Source organism: Pseudoalteromonas sp. Isolate3 (assembly GCF_022398505.1).
GTDB lineage: Bacteria > Pseudomonadota > Gammaproteobacteria > Enterobacterales > Alteromonadaceae > Pseudoalteromonas > Pseudoalteromonas apostichopi.
In genome coordinates this window covers 32,723-57,990 of the sequence record NZ_JAKEVN010000001.1, presented here as the reverse complement: position 1 = coordinate 57,990, position 25,268 = coordinate 32,723, and the positions used below count along the sequence as shown (strand labels likewise).

25 protein-coding genes and 1 pseudogene are annotated in these 25,268 nt (G+C 42.4%); 9 read left to right on the top strand and 17 right to left on the bottom strand.

Annotated elements, in window-relative coordinates; all coding sequences use genetic code 11:
- Positions 1 to 239: 239 nt before the first annotated feature.
- The gene (locus L1D46_RS00270; RefSeq protein WP_239976515.1) at positions 240 to 1,406 is read left to right on the top strand and encodes a DcaP family trimeric outer membrane transporter; all 1,167 of its coding nucleotides are present in this window, start codon (positions 240 to 242) and stop codon (positions 1,404 to 1,406) included.
- Between the two features lie 191 nt (positions 1,407 to 1,597).
- Positions 1,598 to 3,721 (top strand): TonB-dependent siderophore receptor, encoded by a 2,124-nt coding sequence (locus L1D46_RS00265; protein ID WP_239976514.1) that lies wholly within the window; start codon positions 1,598 to 1,600, stop codon positions 3,719 to 3,721.
- 213 nt (positions 3,722 to 3,934) lie between these two features.
- Here the strand turns inward: L1D46_RS00265 and recA are convergent, their stop codons facing one another.
- Both recA and L1D46_RS00255 read right to left on the bottom strand, forming a co-directional pair.
- Positions 3,935 to 4,981, bottom strand: coding sequence for a recombinase RecA (gene recA, locus L1D46_RS00260; RefSeq protein ID WP_130050706.1), 1,047 nt, complete (start codon positions 4,979 to 4,981; stop codon positions 3,935 to 3,937).
- Positions 4,982 to 5,039: 58 nt separating this feature from the next.
- Positions 5,040 to 5,537, bottom strand: a complete 498-nt coding sequence (locus L1D46_RS00255; protein WP_130050705.1) for a nicotinamide-nucleotide amidohydrolase family protein — start codon at positions 5,535 to 5,537, stop codon at positions 5,040 to 5,042.
- A gap of 21 nt (positions 5,538 to 5,558) precedes the next feature.
- Between L1D46_RS00255 and mutS the strand changes: the two genes are divergently transcribed.
- Positions 5,559 to 8,132 carry a DNA mismatch repair protein MutS gene (gene mutS, locus L1D46_RS00250; protein ID WP_239976513.1) on the top strand — a complete coding sequence of 858 codons (2,574 nt, stop codon included), beginning with the start codon at positions 5,559 to 5,561 and terminating at the stop codon, positions 8,130 to 8,132.
- Positions 8,133 to 8,233: 101 nt separating this feature from the next.
- On the opposite strand, the gene rpoS is transcribed toward mutS, so the two are convergent.
- The 11 genes from rpoS to L1D46_RS00195 are packed head-to-tail and all read right to left on the bottom strand — an operon-like array spanning position 8,234 to position 15,810.
- A complete protein-coding gene (rpoS, locus tag L1D46_RS00245) occupies positions 8,234 to 9,217 on the bottom strand; it encodes an RNA polymerase sigma factor RpoS (protein WP_130050703.1) in 984 nt (327 codons plus the stop codon).
- Between the two features lie 60 nt (positions 9,218 to 9,277).
- Positions 9,278 to 10,102, bottom strand: a complete 825-nt coding sequence (locus tag L1D46_RS00240; RefSeq protein ID WP_130050702.1) for a peptidoglycan DD-metalloendopeptidase family protein — start codon at positions 10,100 to 10,102, stop codon at positions 9,278 to 9,280.
- 42 nt (positions 10,103 to 10,144) lie between these two features.
- The gene (locus L1D46_RS00235) at positions 10,145 to 10,723 is read right to left on the bottom strand and encodes a YqaA family protein (protein ID WP_130050701.1); all 579 of its coding nucleotides are present in this window, start codon (positions 10,721 to 10,723) and stop codon (positions 10,145 to 10,147) included.
- 11 nt (positions 10,724 to 10,734) lie between these two features.
- Positions 10,735 to 11,373: a protein-L-isoaspartate(D-aspartate) O-methyltransferase gene (locus L1D46_RS00230; protein WP_054551144.1), complete on the bottom strand. Its 639-nt coding sequence runs from the start codon at positions 11,371 to 11,373 to the stop codon at positions 10,735 to 10,737.
- Complete coding sequence (gene surE / locus L1D46_RS00225) at positions 11,363 to 12,127, bottom strand: 5'/3'-nucleotidase SurE (protein WP_130050700.1); 765 nt, start codon at positions 12,125 to 12,127, stop codon at positions 11,363 to 11,365. The genes L1D46_RS00230 and surE overlap by 11 nt, the downstream gene beginning before the upstream one ends.
- Positions 12,128 to 13,156: a tRNA pseudouridine(13) synthase TruD gene (locus L1D46_RS00220; RefSeq protein ID WP_167658563.1), complete on the bottom strand. Its 1,029-nt coding sequence runs from the start codon at positions 13,154 to 13,156 to the stop codon at positions 12,128 to 12,130.
- A complete protein-coding gene (gene ispF, locus L1D46_RS00215; RefSeq protein ID WP_130050698.1) occupies positions 13,153 to 13,635 on the bottom strand; it encodes a 2-C-methyl-D-erythritol 2,4-cyclodiphosphate synthase in 483 nt (160 codons plus the stop codon). The genes L1D46_RS00220 and ispF overlap by 4 nt, the downstream gene beginning before the upstream one ends.
- Complete coding sequence (ispD, locus tag L1D46_RS00210) at positions 13,632 to 14,333, bottom strand: 2-C-methyl-D-erythritol 4-phosphate cytidylyltransferase (RefSeq protein WP_239976512.1); 702 nt, start codon at positions 14,331 to 14,333, stop codon at positions 13,632 to 13,634. The genes ispF and ispD overlap by 4 nt, the downstream gene beginning before the upstream one ends.
- Positions 14,323 to 14,613 carry a cell division protein FtsB gene (gene ftsB, locus L1D46_RS00205; RefSeq protein ID WP_167658562.1) on the bottom strand — a complete coding sequence of 97 codons (291 nt, stop codon included), beginning with the start codon at positions 14,611 to 14,613 and terminating at the stop codon, positions 14,323 to 14,325. Before ftsB ends, ispD begins: the two co-directional genes overlap by 11 nt.
- A 22-nt stretch (positions 14,614 to 14,635) precedes the next feature.
- Positions 14,636 to 15,268 (bottom strand): hypothetical protein, encoded by a 633-nt coding sequence (locus L1D46_RS00200; protein ID WP_130050695.1) that lies wholly within the window; start codon positions 15,266 to 15,268, stop codon positions 14,636 to 14,638.
- A 59-nt stretch (positions 15,269 to 15,327) separates the two neighbouring features.
- A complete protein-coding gene (locus L1D46_RS00195) occupies positions 15,328 to 15,810 on the bottom strand; it encodes a DUF2947 domain-containing protein (protein ID WP_130050694.1) in 483 nt (160 codons plus the stop codon).
- A 78-nt stretch (positions 15,811 to 15,888) separates the two neighbouring features.
- Here L1D46_RS00195 and L1D46_RS00190 point away from each other — a divergent pair, with 78 nt between their 5' ends.
- From L1D46_RS00190 to L1D46_RS00180, 3 genes are read left to right on the top strand one after another with little or no spacing between them, the layout of a single operon-like run.
- Positions 15,889 to 16,107: a DUF1653 domain-containing protein gene (locus tag L1D46_RS00190; RefSeq protein ID WP_167658573.1), complete on the top strand. Its 219-nt coding sequence runs from the start codon at positions 15,889 to 15,891 to the stop codon at positions 16,105 to 16,107.
- A 52-nt stretch (positions 16,108 to 16,159) separates the two neighbouring features.
- Positions 16,160 to 17,008, top strand: coding sequence for a MoxR family ATPase (locus tag L1D46_RS00185; protein ID WP_239976511.1), 849 nt, complete (start codon positions 16,160 to 16,162; stop codon positions 17,006 to 17,008).
- A 1-nt stretch (position 17,009) separates the two neighbouring features.
- Positions 17,010 to 18,197, top strand: coding sequence for a VWA domain-containing protein (locus L1D46_RS00180; RefSeq protein WP_239976510.1), 1,188 nt, complete (start codon positions 17,010 to 17,012; stop codon positions 18,195 to 18,197).
- 36 nt (positions 18,198 to 18,233) lie between these two features.
- Here the strand turns inward: L1D46_RS00180 and L1D46_RS00175 are convergent, their stop codons facing one another.
- From L1D46_RS00175 to L1D46_RS00165, 3 genes are all read right to left on the bottom strand, one after another.
- Positions 18,234 to 19,421 (bottom strand): divalent metal cation transporter, encoded by a 1,188-nt coding sequence (locus tag L1D46_RS00175; RefSeq protein ID WP_239976509.1) that lies wholly within the window; start codon positions 19,419 to 19,421, stop codon positions 18,234 to 18,236.
- 517 nt (positions 19,422 to 19,938) lie between these two features.
- Entirely contained in the window at positions 19,939 to 20,295 is a 357-nt protein-coding gene (gene raiA, locus L1D46_RS00170; protein WP_130050692.1) for a ribosome-associated translation inhibitor RaiA, read from the bottom strand.
- Between the two features lie 182 nt (positions 20,296 to 20,477).
- A complete protein-coding gene (locus L1D46_RS00165) occupies positions 20,478 to 20,789 on the bottom strand; it encodes a pyrimidine/purine nucleoside phosphorylase (protein WP_130050691.1) in 312 nt (103 codons plus the stop codon).
- Between the two features lie 282 nt (positions 20,790 to 21,071).
- Between L1D46_RS00165 and L1D46_RS00160 the strand changes: the two genes are divergently transcribed.
- Together L1D46_RS00160 and L1D46_RS00155 are read left to right on the top strand one after the other, a co-directional pair.
- A complete protein-coding gene (locus tag L1D46_RS00160; RefSeq protein ID WP_205987941.1) occupies positions 21,072 to 21,296 on the top strand; it encodes a type II toxin-antitoxin system ParD family antitoxin in 225 nt (74 codons plus the stop codon).
- A 23-nt stretch (positions 21,297 to 21,319) separates the two neighbouring features.
- A pseudogene (locus tag L1D46_RS00155) lies at positions 21,320 to 21,592 on the top strand (type II toxin-antitoxin system RelE/ParE family toxin); the annotation flags it as partial.
- 232 nt (positions 21,593 to 21,824) lie between these two features.
- On the opposite strand, the gene tkt reads toward L1D46_RS00155, so the two are convergent.
- Positions 21,825 to 23,816 (bottom strand): transketolase, encoded by a 1,992-nt coding sequence (tkt, locus tag L1D46_RS00150; protein ID WP_130050689.1) that lies wholly within the window; start codon positions 23,814 to 23,816, stop codon positions 21,825 to 21,827.
- Between the two features lie 266 nt (positions 23,817 to 24,082).
- Here tkt and metK point away from each other — a divergent pair, with 266 nt between their 5' ends.
- Positions 24,083 to 25,234, top strand: a complete 1,152-nt coding sequence (metK, locus tag L1D46_RS00145) for a methionine adenosyltransferase (RefSeq protein WP_130050688.1) — start codon at positions 24,083 to 24,085, stop codon at positions 25,232 to 25,234.
- Positions 25,235 to 25,268 lie beyond the last annotated feature (34 nt).

Sequence of the window (25,268 nt, the reverse complement as noted above, 5' to 3'; positions counted from 1 at the left end):
AGGATCACTCAGCAAAGCCCCTGAAAGTATTAGACCTTAGTTGTATATCTTGCCATTTAACAAAAAACTTCGAAATTGCCTTCTATAATCTAGTCCAATGTTAGGTTGGATGCGATTTAACGACCCATTCCACCTTAGTCTAATAGACCAATAGATAATTGAGAGAAGTCATTTCTTAAACAACAGTGATACAACAACATTAATGCAATCAACAAGTAGCTTCGACAGGAATACACATTATGACAACAACAAAAGTAACCGCATTAAAAACACTCACAGCTTCAGCTGTTTTATGTGCACTTGCAGGTACCGCTAACGCCGCAACCATTGGCAACACTGACGTTTCTTATGGTGGCTATGTAAAACTTGATGCCATGTGGAGTGATTACTCTGCAGGCGTACCAGCTGGCGGCAGTATTGGCCGTGACTTTTACGTACCGGGTACAACACCGGTAGGCGCAGACAGCGACAGCGATGCTGTGTTTGACATGCATGCACGCCAATCTCGCTTTAACCTAGGCACAGCAACAAAGTTAGACGATGGTAAAACCATTAAAACTAAAATTGAAATCGACTTTATTGCTTCAGCGCCAGGCGGTAATGAACGTGTTAGTAACTCTTACGCGCCTCGTATTCGTCAAGCATTTTTGACTTATGATGGTTGGTTATTTGGTCAAGCTTGGTCAAACTTCCAAAACGTAGGCGCATTACCTGAAACGCTCGACTTCGTTGGTCCTGCTGAAGGTACTGTGTTCGTCCGTCAAGCACAGGCACGCTACACCACAGGTAATTGGTCATTCTCTATCGAAAACCCAGAGAGTACAGTCACTGTTGGCGGAGCACGCGTTGCTACCGATGATGCATCAATGCCAGACTTTACAGCACGTTACGCACATAAAGCTGATTGGGGTGAATTAGTATTTACCGGTCTTGCTCGCCAGTTAACTTATAAACAAAATGGTATTGATGCTGATACATCATCGTTTGGTATCAGTGCCTCAGGTAAAGTTAATTTTGGCCAAAATAACCTTAAATTTATGCTTACTCAGGGTTCAGGTTTAGGCCGCTACATTGGTCTAAATGTAGCTAATGGTGCTGTTCTTGACGGTGATGATCTAGATGCAATTGATTCAACATCAGGCTTTATTGCCTACCAACAACACTGGAACAGCCAATGGCGCTCAACTTTCCTTTACTCATTCTTCTCAGCAGATAACAACACAGATTTACTTGCTGTGACTGGCGATCCTACAGAAATGAGCCAAAGCTATAGTGCCAACCTTTTATATTCGCCTGTTAAAAAGCTTACATTTGGTGTTGAATTTAAACATGCTGAGCGTGAGTTAGAAAGCGGTGCAGACGGCGATATGGATCGTCTGCAATTCTCTGCAAAATATGTGTTTTAAGATTTAAACTCGTTTTACTTCCTGAAGCGGCTTCGGCCGCTTTTTTTATATCTCCTTTTTATATTTCTATGCCCTTTAAACTTTTTTACAAACAATTATTCACTAAAATAAAAACCCTAATTGCAAATTATTTTCATTTAGATTAAATTACGCATTAATTTCACTATTCATTGAACTAATTGGAACTTTGCATGTCATCAACAAAATTTTTGCGCTTATCTCAATTAAGCCTTGTGACCTCAGCACTTTTAAGTGGCCACGCTTTTGCAGAACAACAAAAAGAAGAACAAGCAATTGAAAAAATTGCCGTTTATGGCCAGCATCATAAAAACTACATCACTGAAGAAGCACAGTCGGCAACCAAATTAGGGCTAACAATTAAAGAAACACCGCAGTCAATCTCTGTTGTTTCACGTGCTTTAATGGATGACTTCTCACTTGATAACATCAATGCAGTGTTAGAAAGTACGCCAGGTGTGACTGTTGAGCAAATCGAAACTGACCGTACTTATTTTAAAGCCCGCGGTTTTGAGATCACCAACTTCCAAGTTAATGGCATGGGTATGCCACAAGACAACGGTTCAATCCAAGGTACTCTTGATACTTCTATTTTCGATAGTGTTGAAATTGTGCGTGGTGCCAATGGTTTAATGACAGGTGCTGGTAACCCATCGGCAACTGTGAACATGGTTCTAAAGCGCCCTACTTACCAAACACAAGTCAATGCGTCTGTATCCTATGGCTCTTGGGACAACAAGCGTTTAGAGCTTGACGCTTCAACTGCTATTAACGAAAACCATGCTGTACGCGCTGTATTCACTAAGCACAAAACTGAGTCATACCTTGACCGCTACGAGCAAGATAAAACAATTTATTACCTAGCCTACGAAGGTCAGCTAACTGATAGTACAGTTGTAACTGCAAACTACGTAAATCAAAAGAAAGATGCTGACAGCCCACTTTGGGGTGCCTTACCGCTTTATTACAGCGATGGTTCAGCAACAAACTTTGATGCTTCAACCAGCACAGCATCTGACTGGTCATACTGGAATAACACGACAGAGCAGCTGTTCTTATCAATTGAGCAAGCAATCACCAATACTTGGTTCTTAAAAGCAAGCTACGCGCACTTAGAAAATGAGCAAGACTCGGAGCTTTTCTATGTTTACGGCACACCAGATAGAGAAACTGGCCTTGGCTTAACGGGTTATGCGAGTGAATATGACCACAAAGATAAGCACGACATTTTAGATATCTACGCAACAGGTAAATTTAATTTATTTGGTATGGAGCATGACCTGTCATTTGGTGTAAACCAAGCAGATATGGATTACAAAGATAAATCATTGTATGACTACACTACCGGTAATGGTTTCCCAGCAATGCCTGAACTAGGTGGCTGGGATGGTGTTGCGCCAGTTCCAACACTTACTGATGGTTTAACAGGTGCTGATATCACTAGCCGTCAACGCTCTGCATATATTTCAACGCGCATCCGTGCCACTGACGCATTTAGTGTTTTAGCTGGCGTGAGCCAGGTAAACTGGGAAACTGAGGGCGAATCGTACGGCGTCGCAAAAGATAAAGACAGTGACCAAACAGTGCCTTACTTTGGTGCTGTGTATGATATCAACGAGCGCTTTTCAACTTACGCAAGCTACACAGAAACATTTGTGCCGCAAACAGAACGTGACATTAATGGCGATTACTTAGACCCTATCACAGGAAAAAGCAGCGAAATTGGTGTAAAAGCACAGCTACTTGATGACGACTTGTTTGTAACAGTTGCTTACTTTGATGCTAAACAAGTTGGCCTTGCTGTAGCTATCCCTGATTCATTACCTGATGACACGCGCTACTATGGCGCAGATGGCATTAACAGCGATGGCATTGAAGTAGAACTTAGTGGTCAAATCAGCGAAACACTAAGTGCAAGCTTCAGCTACAGCAATCTAAACATTGATGGTGATGAGTTAGTAAAAGACTACACACCTGAAAACCAGTTCAAACTTGCTGTAACTCATAAAGTGCCTGAGATTGATGGTTTAACCTTTGGCTTAAACTATCGTTGGCAAGACGATACAAAACGCGTACAAGTTCGTGATGCGGCAACAAATGCTGCACTTATCACTACTACGCAAGATGCGTATGGTCTTTTAAACCTAATGGCAACGTACGATATTAATGACAATATGAGCGTTAACTTGAATATTAATAACGTGACCAACGAAAAGTACATCCACAGTCTTTTCTGGGCGCAAGGCTATTACGGTGCACCGCGTAACTACTCAGTGTCTTTCAACTGGCAGCTTTAAGTTTTAAGTTTTAAGCTGTAAGTGCATGAAAAGCCGCATTATATGCGGCTTTTCATGAAAGAGTTACAAGAGTAAAGTTAGAAAGGAGAAAGTGATTGAACGCGATATAAAATCGCTGCTACAAGCACCCATAAAAAAACCGCTAACAATGTAGCGGTCTTTTTGTGTTAAGTGCGGGTCAAATCACGCTTAACTGTACTTTTTTAGCGGTACTTATAGCTCGTCTTCTGCTATTAGGCCTGCATCTTCACCATCTTCAGGTTGCACAGTTGCTTGAAGTAATAGCATCTCACGTAACTTACCTTCGATCTCATCTGCGATCTCAGGGTTGTCTTTTAAGAACTTAATTGAGTTTGCTTTACCTTGACCAACTTTGTTGCCATTGTAGCTATACCAAGCACCTGATTTTTCAACAATCTTATGCTTAACACCTAGGTCTATTAACTCGCCTTGTTTAGAAATACCTTCACCATACATAATGATGAACTCAGCTTGTTTAAACGGCGGAGCAACCTTATTCTTAACTACTTTAACGCGGGTTTCATTACCTACAACCTCATCGCCTTCTTTCACTGAACCAATACGACGAATATCGATACGTACTGAAGCGTAGAACTTAAGTGCGTTACCACCCGTTGTTGTTTCAGGGTTACCAAACATAACACCAATTTTCATACGGATTTGGTTGATGAAAATACATAGCGTGTTTGAACGCTTGATGTTACCTGTAAGCTTACGTAATGCTTGTGACATTAAGCGAGCTTGAAGACCCATGTGTGAGTCACCCATGTCGCCTTCAATTTCAGCTTTAGGTGTTAAAGCTGCTACCGAGTCAACAATCACAACATCAACAGCACTTGAACGAACTAACATGTCACAGATTTCTAATGCTTGCTCACCAGTATCTGGCTGAGAAACAAGTAAGTCATCGATGTTTACACCCAATTTTTGTGCGTATACAGGATCTAGAGCGTGCTCAGCATCTACGAATGCACAGGTTTTACCTTGCTTTTGAGCTTCAGCGATAACTTGTAAAGTAAGCGTTGTTTTACCTGATGATTCAGGACCATACACTTCAACAATACGACCCGTAGGTAAACCACCAATACCTAATGCGATATCGATACCCAGTGAACCTGTTGAGATTGCTTCAATATCTAGGGCTTTGTTGTCGCCCAGTTTCATAATTGAGCCTTTACCAAATTGACGCTCAATTTGTGATAAAGCAGCGTCTAAGGCTTTTTGTTTGTTATCGTTCATTCTGTTCTCCAAATCCGGCTAATGCAGACAGTATACTGTATGAAATCACAGTATCAAGCTAATTTTCAGATTTTATCAGTTCAATTATACTTTTTAATGAATAAACAATAGCTTGCAGCCTAACTTCAGCTCTATCGCCAGAGAAAACCTGCTGGCTTGGGTAGTTTTTACCTGAAAAATGAATACAAAACCATACTAAGCCCACAGGCTTATCCAGTGTTCCACCACCGGGGCCTGCAATACCAGAAATAGCTATTGCGATATCTGCGTTTGCAGCTTTAGCAGCACCCGATGCCATTTCAACAACTGTTTGTTCACTAACCGCACCGAAACTGTTTAAAGTTTGCTCATTTACGCCAATTAGCTCTTGTTTTGCTTGATTACTATAAGTGACAAACGCTCGATCAATATAGTTAGAACTACCAGGGGTATCAGTTAAGGCATAACTAACGCCACCACCGGTGCATGATTCTGCGGTAGTGATCCATAAGCGTTTATCCGTTAAAATAGATCCTAATTTCGCAGCAAGTGTTTTAATCTCTTGATGTAATTTCATATTCAGCCTTTGGGTAAATACATGTCGTTTGATCTTTATGCACCGCACACTATAAAACAACAAACCCCTATGATGCAGCAGTATCTAAAAATAAAAGCCGAGCATCGGGACATTTTATTGTTTTATCGTATGGGCGACTTTTACGAACTTTTCTTTGATGATGCCAAGCGTGCAGCACAACTTCTTGATATTTCTCAAACACATCGTGGTAAAGCCGGTGGTGATCCAATACCAATGGCAGGCGTACCCTATCACGCAGTCGAAAACTACTTAGCTCGCCTTGTACAAATGGGTGAATCAGTGGCTATTTGTGAACAAGTTGGCGACCCAGCAACTAGCAAAGGCCCAGTTGAACGTAAAGTAGTACGTATTGTTACGCCGGGCACGATTTCTGACGAAGCGCTGTTACAAGAACGCCAAGACAACCTGCTAACCAGTGTTTGGCAAAATAAACAAGGCGCTTATGGTATTGCTTATTTAGATATTAACTCTGGCCGATTCAATGTATTAGAAGTTAATACGGATGAAGCGTTTAGTTCAACATTACAGCGTTTAGCCCCTGCTGAACTGCTTTATAGTGAAACATTTGCAAATGTTCACCTAATTGAGCATATCAAAGGGGCGCGTCGCCGCCCAGAATGGGAGTTTGATTTAGATACTGCTCAGCATTTACTATGCGACCAATTTGGCACCAAAGATTTAGTAGGTTTTGGTGTAGAAAAAGCACACGCGGCTTTAGTTGCTGCAGGCTGCTTAATGCAATACGTAAAAGATACTCAGCGCATTGCCTTACCGCATATTCGTGCTATTACCCTTGAGCAAAATGAACACGCGGTGATCTTAGATGCAGCGACCCGTAAAAACCTCGAACTAACAGTTAATTTATCGGGTGGTTACGAGAATACACTTGCACAAGTACTTGATAAAACAGCAACTGCAATGGGTTCTCGCTTATTAAAACGCCGTATTCATACCCCAGTGCGCAGCAAAACAGAGCTCAATTCGCGACTAAACGCTATCAGCGCAATTATCGATGCTCAATTATGTGGTGAGCTACAAGAATCGTTAAAGCAAATTGGCGATATTGAACGTGTTATTGCACGTTTAGCGCTTTGTACAGCAAGGCCGCGTGATTTAACGCGCCTTCGAAGTGCATTGCAGGCTCTAGCGCCACTACACGAATTACTTATGGATGCTAACGATCCGCGTATTAGCCAAATTATTGCAAAGTCGCAACAGTTACCTGAACTACAAGATTTACTAGAACGTGCTGTAATCGAAACCCCACCGGTGCTTATCCGTGATGGCGGTGTAATTGCACCAGGTTATAACAGCGAACTTGATGAGTGGCGTGCGCTAAGCCAAGGTGCAACCGATATTCTTGAAAAGCTTGAAGAACGTGAGCGTGAACGTACAGGCATTAGCACCTTAAAAATTGGCTATAACAAGGTCCACGGCTTTTTTATTGAAGTAAGCCGCGCTAATTCACATTTAGTTCCTACGGATTATATTCGCCGCCAAACGCTAAAAAATAATGAGCGCTATATCATCCCTGAGCTTAAAGAGCACGAAGATAAAGTACTTGGTAGCCAATCAAAAGCCCTCGCGCTTGAAAAACAGCTATATGAGCAATTATTTGAGTTTATTGCTCCGCACATTGAGCAGCTACAAACAATGGCAGCCGTACTGGCAGACTTAGATGTACTGAACAATTTAGCAGAACGAGCGCAGGCGCTTAATTATGCTAAACCAATACTGTGCGATAACGATAACATCAGTATTAAACAAGGTCGCCACCCGGTGGTAGAGCAGGTTATGAAAGACCCGTTTATTGCCAATCCAGTAGAGCTTAATAACGACCGTAAAATGTTGATTATCACAGGTCCAAATATGGGTGGTAAATCAACCTACATGCGTCAAACTGCGCTTATTGTTCTGATGGCCCACATTGGCTGTTACGTTCCTGCTGATAGTGCAGAAATCGGTAATATTGACCGTATCTTTACGCGTATTGGCGCAAGTGATGACTTAGCATCAGGGCGCTCAACCTTCATGGTTGAAATGACAGAAACTGCAACGATTTTAAATAATGCTACAGCACAATCACTGGTGCTGATGGATGAAATTGGTCGCGGCACCTCAACCTATGATGGGTTATCGCTTGCCTATGCAACAGCTGACTATTTAGCATCAAAAATTGCCGCCAAAACCTTATTTGCGACCCATTATTTTGAGTTGACAGAACTCGCCGAGCAAAAAACAGGACTGGTGAATGTGCACCTAGATGCCATTGAGCATAACGACACAATTGCCTTTATGCATACCGTTCTTGAAGGCGCTGCAAGCAAGAGCTTTGGCTTACAAGTTGCAGCCCTAGCAGGTGTGCCAAAGGCGGTAATCCAACAAGCAAAACAGAAACTTAAAATGCTCGAACATCACCAACCTGTTACAGCCCCAATTGAGCAGCAACAACAAACATTAAGTTTTGATGATGAACCTTCCGAGCTTGAATTAACCTTAGAACAGCTTGACCCAGATAGCTTAACGCCAAGGCAAGCTCACCAACTACTGTATCAATTAAAAGATTTACTGTAGGTATAAAGTTGATATAAAAAAAGCTGACATTACGTCAGCTTTTTTGTGTGTTCTAGACCCAAAGGCCTAATACCCTTGATCAGGTATACATTGTTGTCAAATTAGGTGAATTGATCGAATAGGCTGTCTGTGCTTAAGCCTTCGTGTTGCAAAATATCTTTTAAGCGACGTAATGCTTCCACTTGAATTTGTCTAACTCGTTCACGTGTTAAACCAATTTCACGACCAACATCTTCAAGTGTTGATGGCTCGTAGCCTAGCAAACCAAAACGACGAGCAAGTACTTCACGTTGTTTTGGATTTAATTCCCCAAGCCAATCAACAATGTGTTTATTAATGTCGTTGTTTTGTACTTCGCCCTCAGGACCATAGTCTTTTTCATCGGCGATTATATCTAATAGCGCTTTGTCATTTTCACCACCAATAGGTGTGTCTACAGAGGTGATTTTTTCATTTAAACGCAGCATCTTAGTAACATCTTCAACCGGCTTATCTAAGCACTCTGCAATTTCTTCTGCGGTTGGTTCATGATCAAGTTTTTGCGTCAATTCACGGGCAGTTCTTAAATAAACATTAAGCTCTTTTACCACATGAATAGGTAATCGGATCGTACGTGTTTGGTTCATGATGGCACGTTCAATGGTTTGACGTATCCACCAAGTAGCGTAAGTTGAAAAACGGAATCCTCGTTCAGGGTCAAATTTCTCAACGGCTCTGATAAGGCCTAAATTACCTTCTTCGATAAGGTCAAGTAGCGCAAGGCCACGGTTGTTGTAGCGGCGGGCAATTTTTACCACTAAACGTAAATTACTTTCGATCATTCGCTTGCGAGAGGCTTCGCAGCCTTTCAGTGCTTTTCGAGCAAAATAGACTTCTTCTTCTGCACTTAGCAGCGGAGAAAAACCAATCTCACCTAGATACAGTTGTGTAGCATCTAGATTTTTGGCAACTTCTTCTTTTGCAAAAATTTCATCTTCGTTGTCGACTTCTTCTAATAATTCAGAAGATTCTTCTTCGACTACCGTGTCTTCAAATTTATCGTCAATCGTGTCAGTTTTTTTCTCAAGTTTTGCTGTGTGACCCATAAGCGTCCTCCCGAGCAAATATGTGATTGAGCTAAATCACTTTATCAATACCCTAAATGGCTAAGGTAGATACTTAGCAGGATTGACTGCTTGACCCCGATAACGAATTTCAAATCTCAAAGCCGTAACCGAAGAGTCTGAACTGCCCATTTCTGCTATTTTCTGCCCCGCCTTTACTTCCTGTTTTTCCTTTACAAGCAACTTTGAATTGTGCGCATAAGCACTTAGGTAATCATCATTATGTTTCAGAATAATTAAATTACCATACCCCCTCAATGCGTTGCCCGCGTATACCACAGTTCCATGTGCAGCAGCTAAAACAGAAGCCCCTTGTTTATTAGTAATTTGTAATCCTTTAAAGCCATTCTCTTTATTAGAGAATCGTTGTGTTACTTTACCTTTTGCAGGCCAGCTCCATACAACTTTTGCATTAGAATTACTGTTTTTATCACTAATTATTTTGTTGGCTTGTTTCTGAACATACTCTCGTTGTTTTGGCTGATCAAGCTCTTTCTTTAATTTTTTGTTATTTTTTTGTGTATAAACAGTAGACTTTTTACTCAAATTCGTATATTTTTTCGTCTTTTTTGGTTTTTGTGCCGATTTTTTAAGCAGCACTCTCTGCCCCGGGAAGATAGTATAAGGTGCTGGAATATCGTTTATTTTTGCAAGAGTGCGAAAATCTTGCTGAGCGCTGAAGGCAATTGAGTACAAAGTATCTCCCTTTTTGACTACATATTTTGAGCCAGAGATATTTACTTTGCGAGTGGCTGGTTTAACTTTATTATCTAAACTACTGACAGGCGCCGGTGCTTCGCGAGAAGTACAACCAAAGAGCAAAATACTAAGAAACAAAGTAACATAGACTGTTAACTGCCTGCTCATCGTAAAATGCTCCTTATCGTACTAATTTAATGGTTTTGCGGGTTATCGCAGTAAAAAGTACGCAACCACTACTAAAACAACTAATCCCCAGCCAAGCGCTTCAACGTATTGACGTAATTTTTGTTCCATTTTAACACCGCCCCACTTCATTAAAGCCGACACTAAGAAGAAGCGTGCACCACGGCCTATTGTCGAGGCAATTAAAAACGGCAAGAATGCCATTTGCATCAAGCCTGCACCTATGGTGAAAACCTTATAAGGTATAGGTGAAAAGCCCGCTAAGAAAACAACCCATACACCATAGTTTTCGAACCAGCTTAATGCAGTATCAAATTTAGCTTGCCAACCCATTTGTGTGATGAGTGGTTCAACCACAGGTTCAAATAACCAAAAACCAAGTAAGTAACCTAAAATACCACCGATTACAGAAGCTATGGTGGTAAAGCTGGCAAAGCGCCACGCTTTATCTGGTTGAGCTAGCGACATAGGCGCTAGCATGACATCCGGCGGCACCGGAAAAAAAACGGATTCAGCAAAGCTCATCCCTGCTAAATAGCGCTCTGCATGGCGGTGTTTAGCCCATATAAGCGCCATATCATATAACTTAGTAAACAACTTCAAAGTTTAACGTCCTATTCAATATCACCAGGTACCAAAGGTACAAATCGTACTGGTGCAACTTTATGTTCTGTAAATGTGTCGCCATTTCTAACGACCATCATTAATTGCTGATCTTGCTCACCAATAGGTGCAATCATAACGCCCCCATCAGCAAGTTGTGCAAGTAGCCCTTGCGGCATAGTGGCAGCTGCAGCTGTAACAATAATTCCTTCAAAAGGTGCTTGTGACTGCCAGCCCTGCCAACCGTCTCCGTGTTTCATGGTGACATTGTATAAATCAAGCTTGTGTAAACGGCGCTTTGCTTGCCATTGCAGTGCTTTGATACGCTCCACCGAGCACACTTTAGTAAAGGTTTTTGCCAGTATTGCGGTTTGATAGCCGGACCCAGTACCAATTTCAAGCACTTTGTCACGTACCCCAGCTAAGCGAAGTAATTCTGTCATGCGCGCCACAATATAGGGCTGCGAAATCGTTTGTCCTTGACCAATTGGCAATGCGGTATTCTGATAAGCTTTGTGCTGTAAAACATCATCGATGAAAATATGTCTGGGTGTCGAGGCAATCGCTTCAAGCACAGTGCTATCTTCTACACCCTCGCGTTTTAATAATTCAGCTAATGCGAGTGCGCTGCGATTATAATTAGTCAGCACTATTAATCTCCATATTTGCTAACCAGCTATCAACGGCTTGTAAGCTTTCTTTCGCCGTCATATCAACACTGAGAGGTGTGACTGATGCGAAACCATTATTAATGGCGTAAAAATCAGTACCTTCACCAGCATCACTTTCAGCACCTAAAGTCCCATACCAATAAATATCACGACCCCATGGATCTTGTTGTTTAGTCATGGTTTCAGCTTTATGGCGCGAACCTAAACGGGTTACCTTTACGCCTTTTAGCTCAGTAAGCGGAATATCTGGCACGTTTAAGTTGATGATTTGATCTTTCGGTAATGGGTGCGAGGCCAACTCTTTAATAATGCTTACAGCAACGGCCGCAGCAGTCTCAAAATGATTTCCTTCTTTAGAGCATAACGAAACAGCAATAGCAGGTAGTCCTAGATGGCGTCCTTCGGTAGCAGCTGCAACAGTACCTGAATACAAGGTATCATCACCTAAATTTGCACCGTGGTTTATACCGGCTACAACTAGATCTGGCTGCTGTTCAACTAGTTCATTAACCCCTAAATGCACACAGTCAGTCGGCGTGCCATTAATCGAAATAAAGCCATTATCAAGCGTGGTTGCACGCAATGGATTCATTAGCGTTAATGAATTACTTGCGCCACTACAATTGCGATCTGGAGCCACTAAGGTCACATCAGCAATTTGCGTTAACGCATGATACAAAACCGCAATCCCTTTAGCATGCACGCCATCATCATTGCTTAGTAAGATTTTCATTTACGCATCCTTTTGTTTTTGTTCTTTAGGGCTAGCGTCTTGATACTCCACCAGCTCTCTTAACAAGGCTGTAGCAAAACAACCTTTTGGCAAACCAAAACTTAACTTTAAAGTGCTTTCGTCAATGGTTTCAACTGCCAATGAGTCTGGAATAAGACGTAACATTCTACGTTCGTTCTTAAGGCCTAACTCGCTTAGCCCATCTATCCAAGATTGATAAGGTTCGAGCCACATTTTTTCGGTCTTGGTCAAACCCTTTTCGCCTTTACCAACCATAGGGGCCGACATCATAATATCGCCAGACGCTAAACGCGCTATATTGTCATCACTTATATTGTCTTCAAAAAACGCATTACTTCCGCTAAGCATAAACACTTCGCGGTGCATTGTTTTAGCAAGGCCATGCTCGGCAACACGCTTGCTTACTATTTCATTAAAGACATAAGAGCGTGCAGCTGAAATAACTAAACCACGCAATTTTTTATCACGGATACGCTCTCCAGCAAACATTCGCTTTGCCATTTCAAGGTTGTGGCCACCATGACCAAAGCGCTGCTCACCAAAGTAATTAGGCACCCCTGCGCGCACCGCATTAATACGACACAAAATATCCAGTGGCTCAGTCACATTTCGTAAAGTAATGCTAAAGCGATTGCCTTTATGGCAGCCGGTTCGAAGCTTACGATTATGACGCTGTTGCGATACAACAAAAAACTGCTCGTTATTTAACTCACTAAATTCAATGTGCTTTTTAATCGGTACTGGCACACTAAACCATTGTGTACACACACCATGGCGGTCTTTTAAACCCGCATAACTTACATCACGTGGGGATACGCCAGCTTTTTCGGCAATGCGTTTAGCAACAAACTGAGTATTTTCGCCTTTTTTTACAACCTGTAAGCAAACATGCTCACCAGAGCCTGTAAACTCAATACCTAAATCTTCATCAACCATGAAGTCTTCGGCGTGGGTTTTAAAATCAGCCTTAGAAAGGGGTTTACCGTATAAGTAGTTTAACTCACTCATGCGTTTTGTTTGCTCATAATCACTACAGCGTGGCTAGAGATACCTTCTTTACGGCCTTCAAACCCTAACTTTTCTGTGGTTGTTGCCTTCACATTTACTTGAGAAATATCAGCTTCAAGGTCTTGGCATAAGTTTTCACGCATAGCTTGAATATGCGGCAACATTTTTGGCGCTTGAGCAACAATCGTGACATCGGCATTGCCAAGTACGTAACCTTGCTCTTTAGCAAGACCAACCACGTGGCGTAGCAAAATTCGGCTATCAATATTTTCGTATTCGCTGGCGGTATCAGGGAAATGCTTGCCAATATCACCCATTGCTAATGCACCTAAAATGGCATCACATAATGCGTGGATAGCTACATCACCGTCTGAATGAGCTAAGAAACCTTGCGGATAATCTATTTTTTCACCACAAATTACCAGCGGTCCTTCGCCGCCAAATTTGTGTACATCAAAGCCATGGCCAATTCGAATCATGAGGTACTCTCGTTTTGTTGTTTTTGCAGTAAAAATGTTGCTAAATCTAAATCTTCTGGGGTGGTGATTTTAATATTATCACTACGACCAACAACCAGCTTAACAGGCTGCTTAGCCCATTCAATTGCCGATGCCTCATCGGTGATAGTCACACCACTTTTAAGAGCTTGTGATAGCGCATCTGTCAGCGCCTGATAAGGGAAAAATTGAGGGGTTAAAGCCAGCCATAAATCATCACGTGGCACCGTTTGCTCACTGTGCGAATGGCCGCGCTTGATGGTGTCTTTTACTTTTGACGCTAAAATACCGCCTTCATTATCTTTTATACATTCAGTTATTAAACGCTGAATATCAGCCAAACACACTAATGGTCTTGCTGCATCGTGAACAAGCACCCAATCTGGCGGGTTGTCGGCAAGTGATATTAAGGCATTTAGCACAGAATCAGCGCGCTCTTTGCCACCTGAAACGCGTTCAATACGCTTATCAATATGAGGTAAATCAGCAAAATAGCCATCATCATCGCTGATTGCTACTTTAATAGTATGTAAATCGTTCAGTTCGGCAAGCTTACTCAGGGTATGTTCTAAAATAGTCTTACCCGCAAGTTCAATATACTGTTTTGGCGCCGAATGCTGCATTCGACTCCCTACTCCCGCAGCGGGAACAATGGCGGTTATAATTTGCTTAGTGTTCATTTTGCTGTTGACCTGGTAATACACGAATAAAGGTTTCGCCAGGTTTAATCATTCCTAATTCATTGCGCGCTCGCTCTTCGATTCCCTCTTGACCGAGTTTTAAATCTTGAATATCGGCTTTGAGGACCTTGTTGCGCTTTAATAATTTTGCATTAGTGTCTTGATGAGAGGTAACCGCCTGTTTTAAACGAGTGTAATCTTGCACTCCATTATGGCCAAACCATAAGCGATACTGAATAAATAAAGCCAAACATAACAAGGCGAATTGAAAAACCCGCATTGAACACTCCTTCGCGGTTAAATTAAGTCAAAGGGCGTTTTAAATTACGCCAATTTATATTGCTTGCAAGTAGCATTTCTCTTAATGACAAACGCTTAGGTGTAGTGCGTTTATTAAATTGCCATTGATGGCCACAGCACGCAGCTGCCATCACCGCTTTTGCAGGCTTTAACAGGTGTACATGTGTGTGCTCTAACGATTCACCTGAATTATCAAACCAACCAAGCTCGTTGCAATGTACCTTATTGTCGCTTACTTGATCTAAGCTGTCTATGCGCACCGTAGTACATTGTTCGTCATTAATTAGCACGGGAACAATTAACCCGCGCTTAGCATGGTGACTATAAAACTCTTCTGAGTCTTTTTTATTATAAACTGGCGGCGTTGTTTTTTGTTTTTCAAGCCAACTACCGTTTTGTGAATCTAGCTGCAATGGCGCATCACCACTCACAATACGCATAGCCAAACGCTCTATGTAGTAGGGCAAGCTTGCTAATAAGCGTTTTAGCCTTGCAGCATCTGGTTCATCAACCAAACGTGGGATCTCACGAGCATAAAATGCGTTGCATAACTGCGCATACAAAGCACGATCGGCATCAGTCTGCCAAATTTCGGCTTGTTGCGAGTGTTCGCTCTGTGAAGTTGGTTTAGACAATGCGCGCTCTTATAAAACAAATGCTTGACTGTTTTATAGCATAGAGCGTTTATTGAGCGCTACTTTACTGCGCCTTTTTTACCCAATTTTGCGTTGCCAGTTTCTAAAAACTGCACCACTGCATCACGCTTTTTACCTAATAACAAACTACCATCAGCTAAAAACATAAAGTTTTGCCAACAACGTTTAAAAACCGCAAAACTGGTTTCAATAATATTGTCGCGAGCCATACAAAAATACACAGTGGTGTTTGCTTCCCACGCTAAGTGGTTAAGGATCTCTTCTGGTAACTGCTCATCACCAGCTTCCCACGCATTTTCCCAGTTAATGGTTTCTGAAAAGCTGTCTTCTTTGCCACACCAATCTGTTTTATCAAAAAAGTCCGGGTGGTCATGCTCACGGCTTACCATAGTGGTCCATAAAACCGCAGCGCGTTCAGCACTCATAGGTTTAATTTGCGCTGCGTCTTCGTTGCTTATAGGCATATCTTTATGACGGAAAACCCAGGCTTTTTTGTATTCATCTAACGAAATATAATTCATAGTTTAGGCAGTTTGTTTCAGCGTATAATGTGCAAACTGCAATTATACCCAAATGACTCCAAGATGCGAGATAAACACATGACAATCAAACCTGGTATTTACCAACATTACAAAGGCCCAAAATATAAAGTTGAATATGTTGCTACTCATAGCGAAAGCAATGAGCCACTGGTAATTTACCAAGCGCTATACGGAGAATTTGGTATGTGGGCACGCCCGCTCAGTATGTTTACAGAAACAGTCATTGTAGAGGGGAAAACTGTACCGCGTTTTGCATACCTTTCAGACGTCGTCTAACTGTGGCATCATGACGTTATTAATCACTGCTCAGACCAGATAAGGTGACATCGTGCTTTTTAATTCAACCGATAACTACATTGCCAGTAACTCATTAAAACAAGCGGTTAACGCAGCAATCTTGCTCGAAAAACCCCTGCTTATAAAAGGTGAGCCAGGCACAGGCAAGACCATGCTGGCGGAAGAGCTTGCGAAAAGCTTAGACACCACGCTGATTCAATGGCACATCAAATCAACCACTAAAGCGCAGCAAGGCCTTTATGAATATGATGCGGTATCACGCCTGCGCGACAGTCAGTTAGGTGATGAGCGTGTGCACAATATCAGCAACTACATTGTAAAAGGCAAATTATGGCAAGCCTTTACCTATGGAGAGCAACATAATAAACGCCCAGTGCTATTGATTGATGAAATCGACAAAGCCGATATCGAATTTCCAAACGACTTGCTATTAGAACTCGATAAAATGGAGTTTCATGTTTATGAAACCGGCGAGCGAGTGATTGCTAAGCAACGTCCGATTGTGATCATTACGTCGAATAACGAAAAAGAGCTGCCAGATGCCTTTTTACGTCGTTGTTTTTTCCATTACATTGATTTTCCAAGTAGCGAAGAAATGGCACAGATTATCGATGTACACCACCCTCACGTTAAACAAGATTTAGTTCGCCAAGCACTTGAGGTGTTCTTTAATCTACGTGAAGTAAACGGCATTAAGAAAAAGCCATCAACCAGCGAATTGCTTGATTGGTTAAAGCTACTGATGGCTGAAGATATAGACGCTAAAACACTGCATGATAAAAGCCAAAAAGGTGGCTTAATGCCGATGTTTGGGGCGTTATTAAAGAACGAGCAAGACATTAGCTTAATCGAAAAACTTGCTTTTATGAGCCGCCGTTAAGATGTTAATTGCGTTTTTCTTTAAGCTTCGCGAATACCGCTTACCAGTTAGTTTGCGAGAGCTACTTGATTTGATCAATGCGCTCAAGCAAGGGGTTATTTTTGCAGACGTTGACGCGTTTTATTACTTAGCGCGTACCATCATGGTTAAAGATGAAACCCATTTTGACCGTTTTGATAAAGCCTTTGCTGATTACTTTAGTGGAATCGCTGACCTTGATCTTCTCGAAAGCTTAAAACAACAACATGCCTTGCCTGATGATTGGCTGCGTAAAGAGTTTGAAAAGCATTTAAGCGACGAAGAAAAAGCGCAATTACAAGCCATGGGCGGCCTTGATAAACTCATGGAAACCCTCAAGCAACGCCTTGAAGAGCAACAAAAGCGCCATGCTGGGGGTAATAAGTGGGTGGGTACTGGTGGCACTTCGCCATTTGGCGCCTATGGTTATAACCCAGAAGGTGTGCGAATAGGTCAAGACGGTAATCGACATCGCCGTGCAGTGAAAGTATGGGATAAACGCAGCTACCGAAACCTTGATAGCGACCGTGAAATAGGTTCTCGCACCATTAAACTTGCTCTTAAAAAACTGCGTAAATTTGCCCGCACTGGTGCCAGCGATACACTCGATCTAACCGAAACTATCCGCGCAACGGCAAAGCAAGGCGGTATGCTAGATGTAAAAATGGCTCCAGAGCGCCACAATGCAGTAAAAGTATTGATGCTGTTTGATATCGGCGGTTCAATGGATGATTACATTCATACCTGTGAAGAGTTATTTAGCGCTGCACACAGCGAGTTTAAACACCTTGAGTTTTACTATTTTCATAACTGTTTATATGAACATGTTTGGCAAGACAACGAACGTCGCCACTCAAATGTGATTGATACCATGACCTTGATTAACAAGTTCACCAGCGACTACAAGGTGATCTTTGTTGGCGATGCCACTATGGGGCCCTACGAAATAGCCTACCCCGGTGGCAGCGTAGAACATTGGAATGAAGAGCCTGGCAGTGCCTGGCTAAATCGCATAACCAATCACTTTGATAAAGTCGCTTGGCTCAACCCACAACCTGTTGAACACTGGCGCTATTATCAATCGATTGATTTTATAAAGCAGCTAATGGACAACCGCATGTACCCACTCACGCTAGATGGGATTAGTAATGCCATTAGGGAGTTGAGTTAGAGCCGTCAGCTGACGGCTGAAAGCTGATAGCTCCCTTTACATTACCTTCCAAACCAAAAACACCAGTGCAAAGCCAACTAAATAAAGCAAACCCAGCCAGCTTAGGGTGCGTAATAAAGGTGAGTGATGAATGCTAGGTTCTGAGCGCACTAAACTAAAGTTCAGCCATGCAAATACGGGAGTCGTTACAAAAGCGAGGGTCATTGCAAAAGTAAGCATTGGCCCAAGGGCTGATTTAAAAAATAAAATCACTGCCATGCCAGCAAATGCTTGCAGTAATAACCACATATTTAAACTATGTTTAGATTGTTTAATCGATAGCAGTTTATGCGACTCATTTAATGTTCTGGCGTAGCCGTCAAGCACTGTTAGCGTGGTACCAAACATACATAAAAAAGCGATACCCGAAACCAGCGGCCTTGCCCACTCGCCCATAGTGAGGGCATACATATCAATTAGCTGCTTAGCAAAGGCCACGCCACCTAATTGCACAGCTTGTGCTTGACCATATTGCACTAATACACCTAGTGAGAAAAACACGAGCGCCAGTGCTGCGGTAAGCCAGTAACCCAAATTAAAATCAAACAAGCCTTGTTGTTTTGTCACCGCTTGTTGCTGCTGCTTTTCTTTTAGCCACAGTGAGCTAATTGCTGATATTTCGATAGGTGCAGGCATCCAGCCCATCAAAGCAACCATAAAGCCAAGCATGGCAAGTTCATAAGGCGACGGGCCCACATAGTCAACAGACGCCGCTGTTCCATTATTCATAACGCCATTATTAATCGCTACTATCAACGCAGCTACTGTTGTAACCGTTAGCAGCCCCATAATTAGCTTAGAAACATTATCGAGCGCTTTAAAGTGCCCCAATAACAAAATAAGCAAACATACAGCCAAAATCAGCCAGCATAATAAGGTTACAGAAATAGTAATAGGTAATGCGTAGTGCAGCAGGCTAGCCGTTAATAATAAAACCCCTGCAGTGTTCACCACAGCGGCAACAATATTAAGCGCAATAAAACTATAGAAATACCCAGGCCCTTTTTGCTTATAGCCCTCAACTAAACTTTGCTTAGTCGCGAGTGTGTACTCCATGCCAAATCGAAAGAATGGGTACTTCAATACGTTTACTACAATAATCAGCCAAAATAGCTGCCAGCCGAATAACGACCCTGCTTGTGTTGATGCTACTAGATGTGAGCCACCAATGGCGGCTGTAGCCATTAAAATACCCGGTCCTAGAGCATTTAATTTAGATTGCCAATTTGATACTGCTGCAAGTTAGCAAGTTAGCAAGTTAGCAAGTTAGCAAGTTAGCAAGTTAGCAAGTTAGCAAGTTAGCAAGTTAGCAAGTTAGCAAGTTAGCAAGTTAGCAAGTTAGCAAGTTAGCAAGTTAGCAAGTTAGCAAGTTAGCAAGTTAGCAAGTTAGCAAGTTAGCAAGTTAGCAACACTAGACTACCTACCACTTGTGTCAAGTAACTCGCTACTCGTTGTTTTTTTTTAATCTGACTTCTAACGACTGATATCTAATATCTCCATTTTTGTTCGGCGTTAAAACGCCTCCTACGTCTCGTATCTCGCAAACTTTACTCTTTCCCCTAGTAACTCGCTAACTTTTTGAATTTCAACCTGAGTGACGGCTGAAGGCTGAATAATAAAACTAAAAAAGCCAAGCGTTTCGCAACGGTTGGCTTTTTTAGGTTAAGTTTTAAGGCTAGTCACTTGGACTGGCGAATTATAATTAGCTCAGATTCATTTCCTGAATGATTTCGTGGGCAATTTCCGGTGTAGTACTGACCGGCTTTTCGTGTAGTTTGGCTTTCATTTGCCCTTTACGATGCTTCAGAGATGCATCTAGTTTTTTTGCGGCACTTGCAATTGCTGGGTACATCACATCATCCTCAGCTTTTACTGATAAACTTGCACCTTCATAGGTTGTGCTGATCTCAGCTTGATGTTTGTGATGTTCTTTTGAAAGAATAATATCAAGAGATATTAGTGATGGAAAATGGCTTGCAATTTTCGAGAACTTCTCGTTGATGTGCTCTCTTACAGAGTCAGTAACGTCAACATGATGACCAGAAATATTAATCTTCATAGGGTATCCTTTTTTATTGTTACCTCACAGTTAGTATTGGGGGCGAATTGAATTAACACAAGCGAAAATTGCAGATAATTAGTAATTGATTGTAACCACTGATGATTTAGATCATGCGTTGCGGATAAAGTATGCAAAAGCCCGCACCACACGGGCTGTTCAGAGAGGTTAACATCTGCTCATTAAGTGTACGAGCAACAATAATCTGCGAAATCAGTTACCTTGACGCGGAAGGTAACGTTCGCGTCTACATTAAATGAATCTCCCGCCTTCATGGTTTGCCACTGTGTTTCGCCTGGCAGTAATACTTGCCACTCTCCCGCTAGCAGCTCCATGTGCTCTTTTTGATTTGTGCCAAACTCAAATTCTCCTGGCTGCATAAAGCCCAATGTTTTAGTGCTACCATCGGCAAATAGCACAACACGGCTCGAAACTTTTCCATCAAAATAGACATTCGCTTTTTTTACAACACTTACACTGTCAAACTGAGTCATACTTACTCCTGAGATGTTTTGTTATTAACGTATAGACATTGCCAGTTGTCGGTTTAGTATTCAAGTTGGGCTGGGTGAGAAATAATCAAGCCGGATTAGCTGTAAGATCGTACAATTGTTGTAGGACAGGCTTTAGCGCGAGTATCTGAATGGATCGTTATAATGGAACCTCAAAGAATATGGCTTTAACGCTTTGTAACGCGCCTTGCATCCAAGCTCAAACCGATACCATATTTAGGTATCTATTGGTATTAAGGGCTATATCATGGCTAAAACACTAGCATTACTTTGGGTGACCATTTTGACAGTTTTATTGCTAATCAACTCCAAAGCGGCCGCTATGGCTCAGCAAGTGAAGTCATACGCGCCGCTTTACGTTTACTTGAAAGCCAAAAAACGAAAATGAACACTTTACGCCAATTACTTATTGAAGGTGAAAATAGTGGAGTTGCGGATTATGACCTTGATTCGTTTATCAATGAATTAGATAAAAATGAAATAAAATGAGGCCATTTTAGTTAACTAACAAGGCAAAATCTGATTTAAAAGATGCAGCCTTGTTTACATCTCGACGCAGGGGTCGTAAACAGCGAAATATTTATCTAAAACAGTTTGATGACATATTCTGGCTATTAGCCGAAAACCCTGAAATTGATAAAGACTGTGACGAAATTCGCGATAGCTACAGAAAATTTCCACAAGGAAGCCACGTAATCTTTTATCGTCAAATCGGCAGTCAAAATATTGAGATTATCCGTATTCTCCACAAAAGTATGGATGTGAATCCAATTTTTGGCGCATAGCCTTCATTTAAAAGGCGAAAGTAGCAAACTCAAATCTGACTTCTGGTATTTAACTTAGAAACATGACTTTTCCCGCCAAATAAATTTCACGCCTACGGTGAGGAATTTTTAAAGCTGACGGCTGAAAGCTGAGAGCTAAAACCGTTAGGTTTCACTTTGCTCTAGCTAACCGCAATAAAAAACCCGCGCTGTGGTTATACAGGGCGGGCTTTTAAATTTTAGCGGCTAAAGCTTAGAACAAAGCGTTTGCTTTGTTTACGATGTTTTCAACAGTGAAACCAAAGTGCTTGAATAGTTCGCCTGCCGGTGCTGACTCACCGAATGTTGTCATACCTACTACTGCGCCATTTAGGCCTACGTATTTGTACCAGTAGTCTGCGATGCCCGCTTCGATTGCTACGCGGCGTGTTACGCTTGCTGGTAGTACGCTTTCTTTATATGCAGCGTCTTGCTCATCAAATAGATCAGTTGAAGGCATAGATACCACGCGTACTTTTTTACCTTGTGAACGAAGTTCTGCAGCGGCATCTTGTGCAAGCTGTACTTCAGAGCCCGTTGCGATAAGGATAAGTTCTGGCTCACCGTCACAGCTAAGTACGTAACCACCTTTTTTCACATCAGCTAACTGCTGTGCAGTTCGCGTTTGTTGCTCAAGGCCTTGGCGAGTGAAAATCAGTGACGTTGGGCCATCTTTACGTTCAATAGCTTGTTGCCACGCAATTGCAGACTCAACTTGGTCACATGGGCGCCAGTTCACTAAGTTTGGCGTTAAACGCATGCTAGCAATTTGCTCTACTGGTTGGTGCGTTGGACCATCTTCACCTAAACCAATTGAATCATGCGTGTATACGAAGATGCTCGGCTGCTTCATTAATGCCGCCATACGTACTGCGTTACGAGCGTATTCCATGAACATTAAGAAAGTAGCGCCGTAAGGGATAAAGCCTTTGTGCAGTGCAATACCATTCATAATCGCTGACATACCAAATTCACGTACACCGTAGAAAATATAGTTACCGCTTGCATCGTTTGCTTCTAAGCCTTTTGAACCATCCCAAAGTGTTAAGTTTGAACCAGCAAGGTCAGCAGAGCCACCCATGAATTCTGGTAATAATGGACCAAACGCGTTTAATGCATTTTGTGATGCTTTACGAGTTGCTGGGTTTGCTGGGTTTGCTTGTAACTCTTCGATGTAAGCTTGTGACTTTTCAGCCCAATCAGCTGGTAACTCACCATTTGTACGGCGTTTAAACTCAGCAGCAAGTTCAGGGTACGCGCTTGCGTAAGCGGCAAATTTTTCGTCCCAGCTTGCTTCTAGTTGCTTACCTTTTTCTTTGCCATCCCACTCGCTGTAGATATCAGCAGGGATCTCAAATGCATCGCCAGTCCAACCTAGGAACTCACGAGATGCTTTAATTTCGTCTTCGCCTAGAGGTGCACCGTGACAGTCATGGCTACCTGATTTGTTAGGTGAACCGTAACCAATCACTGTTTTACAACAAATGAGTGATGGCTTATCAGTAATGCTGCGAGCTTCTTCGATTGCGGCGCGAATTGCATCTGGGTTATGACCATCTACATCGCTTACTACGTGCCAGCCGTATGCTTTGAAGCGTGCTGGTGTGTCATCGCTGAACCAACCTTCTACTTCACCATCAATTGAGATGCCATTGTCATCCCAAAACGCAACTAGTTTACCTAGGCCTAATGTACCGGCCAATGAACAGGCTTCGTGAGAAATACCTTCCATTAAGCAGCCATCGCCCATGAATGCGTACGTGAAGTGATCAACAATATCGTGGCCTTCACGGTTAAACTGTGCAGCTAGCGCTTTTTCGGCGATTGCCATGCCCACTGCATTTGTGATCCCTTGACCTAATGGGCCCGTAGTAGTCTCAATACCAGGAGCGTAACCATACTCTGGGTGACCTGGTGTTTTTGAGTGCATTTGACGGAAGTTTTTAATTTCTTCTAGTGGTAAGTCATAGCCACTTAAGTGCAGTAGAGAATAGATCAGCATTGAACCATGACCATTCGAAAGAATAAATCGATCGCGGTCTGCCCACTCTGGATTCGTAGGGTTGTGCTTTAGATAATCGCGCCATAGTACTTCCGCGATATCTGCCATGCCCATAGGGGCGCCAGGGTGGCCAGATTTGGCCTGTTGTACTGCGTCCATTGATAAGACGCGAATAGCATTTGCAAGTTCTTTGCGTGATGGCATGAATTCTCCTACCTTTATGTATTTGCGCTGGTTGTTTATGAAGCCCCATTCTTACTTATTGTAAGGGTACAGTGCAATTAAAAATCCGCATTAAATGCACCAATTATGGGCGTTTATTAAGAACAATACGTTATTAGTAATTTTAAATGGACGTCTAGGCGTAAAATTACTATGCAAACATATTTGTTTTCGATAAAATACGCCCCTTAATTTTTTAGCGCTATTACCGACGTTTGTGAAGCGCAATATTTGTGAGCAGAAATACAATGGCAAAACATTTATTTACTTCTGAATCTGTTTCTGAAGGTCATCCGGATAAAATCGCGGACCAAATCTCTGACGCGGTTCTAGATGCTATCTTAGAGCAAGATTCTCATGCCCGTGTTGCATGTGAGACTTACGTTAAAACTGGTATGGTGATGGTTGGTGGTGAAATCACAACTAGCGCTTGGGTTGATATCGAAGAAATCACACGTAAAACAGTACGTGAAATCGGTTACACGCACTCTGACATGGGTTTCGATGCTGACTCTTGTGCAATCCTAAACACTATCGGTAAGCAATCTCCAGACATCAACCAAGGTGTTGACCGTGCTCGTCCTGAAGAGCAAGGTGCTGGTGACCAAGGTCTAATGTTCGGTTATGCATGTAACGAAACTGACGTTTTAATGCCTGCACCAATCACTTATTCACACCGTCTAGTTCAGCGTCAAGCTGAAGTTCGTAAAAGCGGTGAGCTTAACTGGTTACGCCCAGATGCAAAATCTCAAGTAACGTTTGCATACGAAAATGGCAAGCCTGTTGGCATTGATGCAGTTGTTCTTTCAACTCAACACTGTGATTCAATCTCACAAAACGACTTAGTTGAAGCGGTAATGGAAACTATCATTAAACCGGTTCTTCCTGCTGAGCTTATCTCAAGCGCAACTAAGTTCTTCATCAACCCAACTGGCCGTTTCGTAATCGGTGGCCCAATGGGTGACTGTGGTCTTACAGGTCGTAAAATCATCGTTGATACATACGGTGGTATGGCTCGTCACGGTGGTGGTGCATTCTCTGGTAAAGATCCATCAAAAGTTGACCGCAGCGCTGCATACGCTGCACGTTACGTTGCTAAAAACGTGGTTGCTGCTGGCCTTGCTGATAAATGTGAGCTACAAGTTTCTTACGCTATCGGTGTTGCAGAGCCAACATCAATCAGTATCGAAACATTTGGTACAGGTAAATTAGAAGAAGCGCGTCTAATCGAATTAGTACGTGAGCACTTTGATCTTCGCCCTTACGGCTTAATCCATATGCTTGATCTTGAGCGTCCTATCTATCAACCGACTGCGGCTTACGGTCACTTCGGTCGTGAAGAGTTCCCTTGGGAGCGCACAGACAAAGCAGACGCACTTCGCGCAGCAGCTGGTCTGTAATAGGTTAGATAAAATAAAAAAGCGCTTCGGCGCT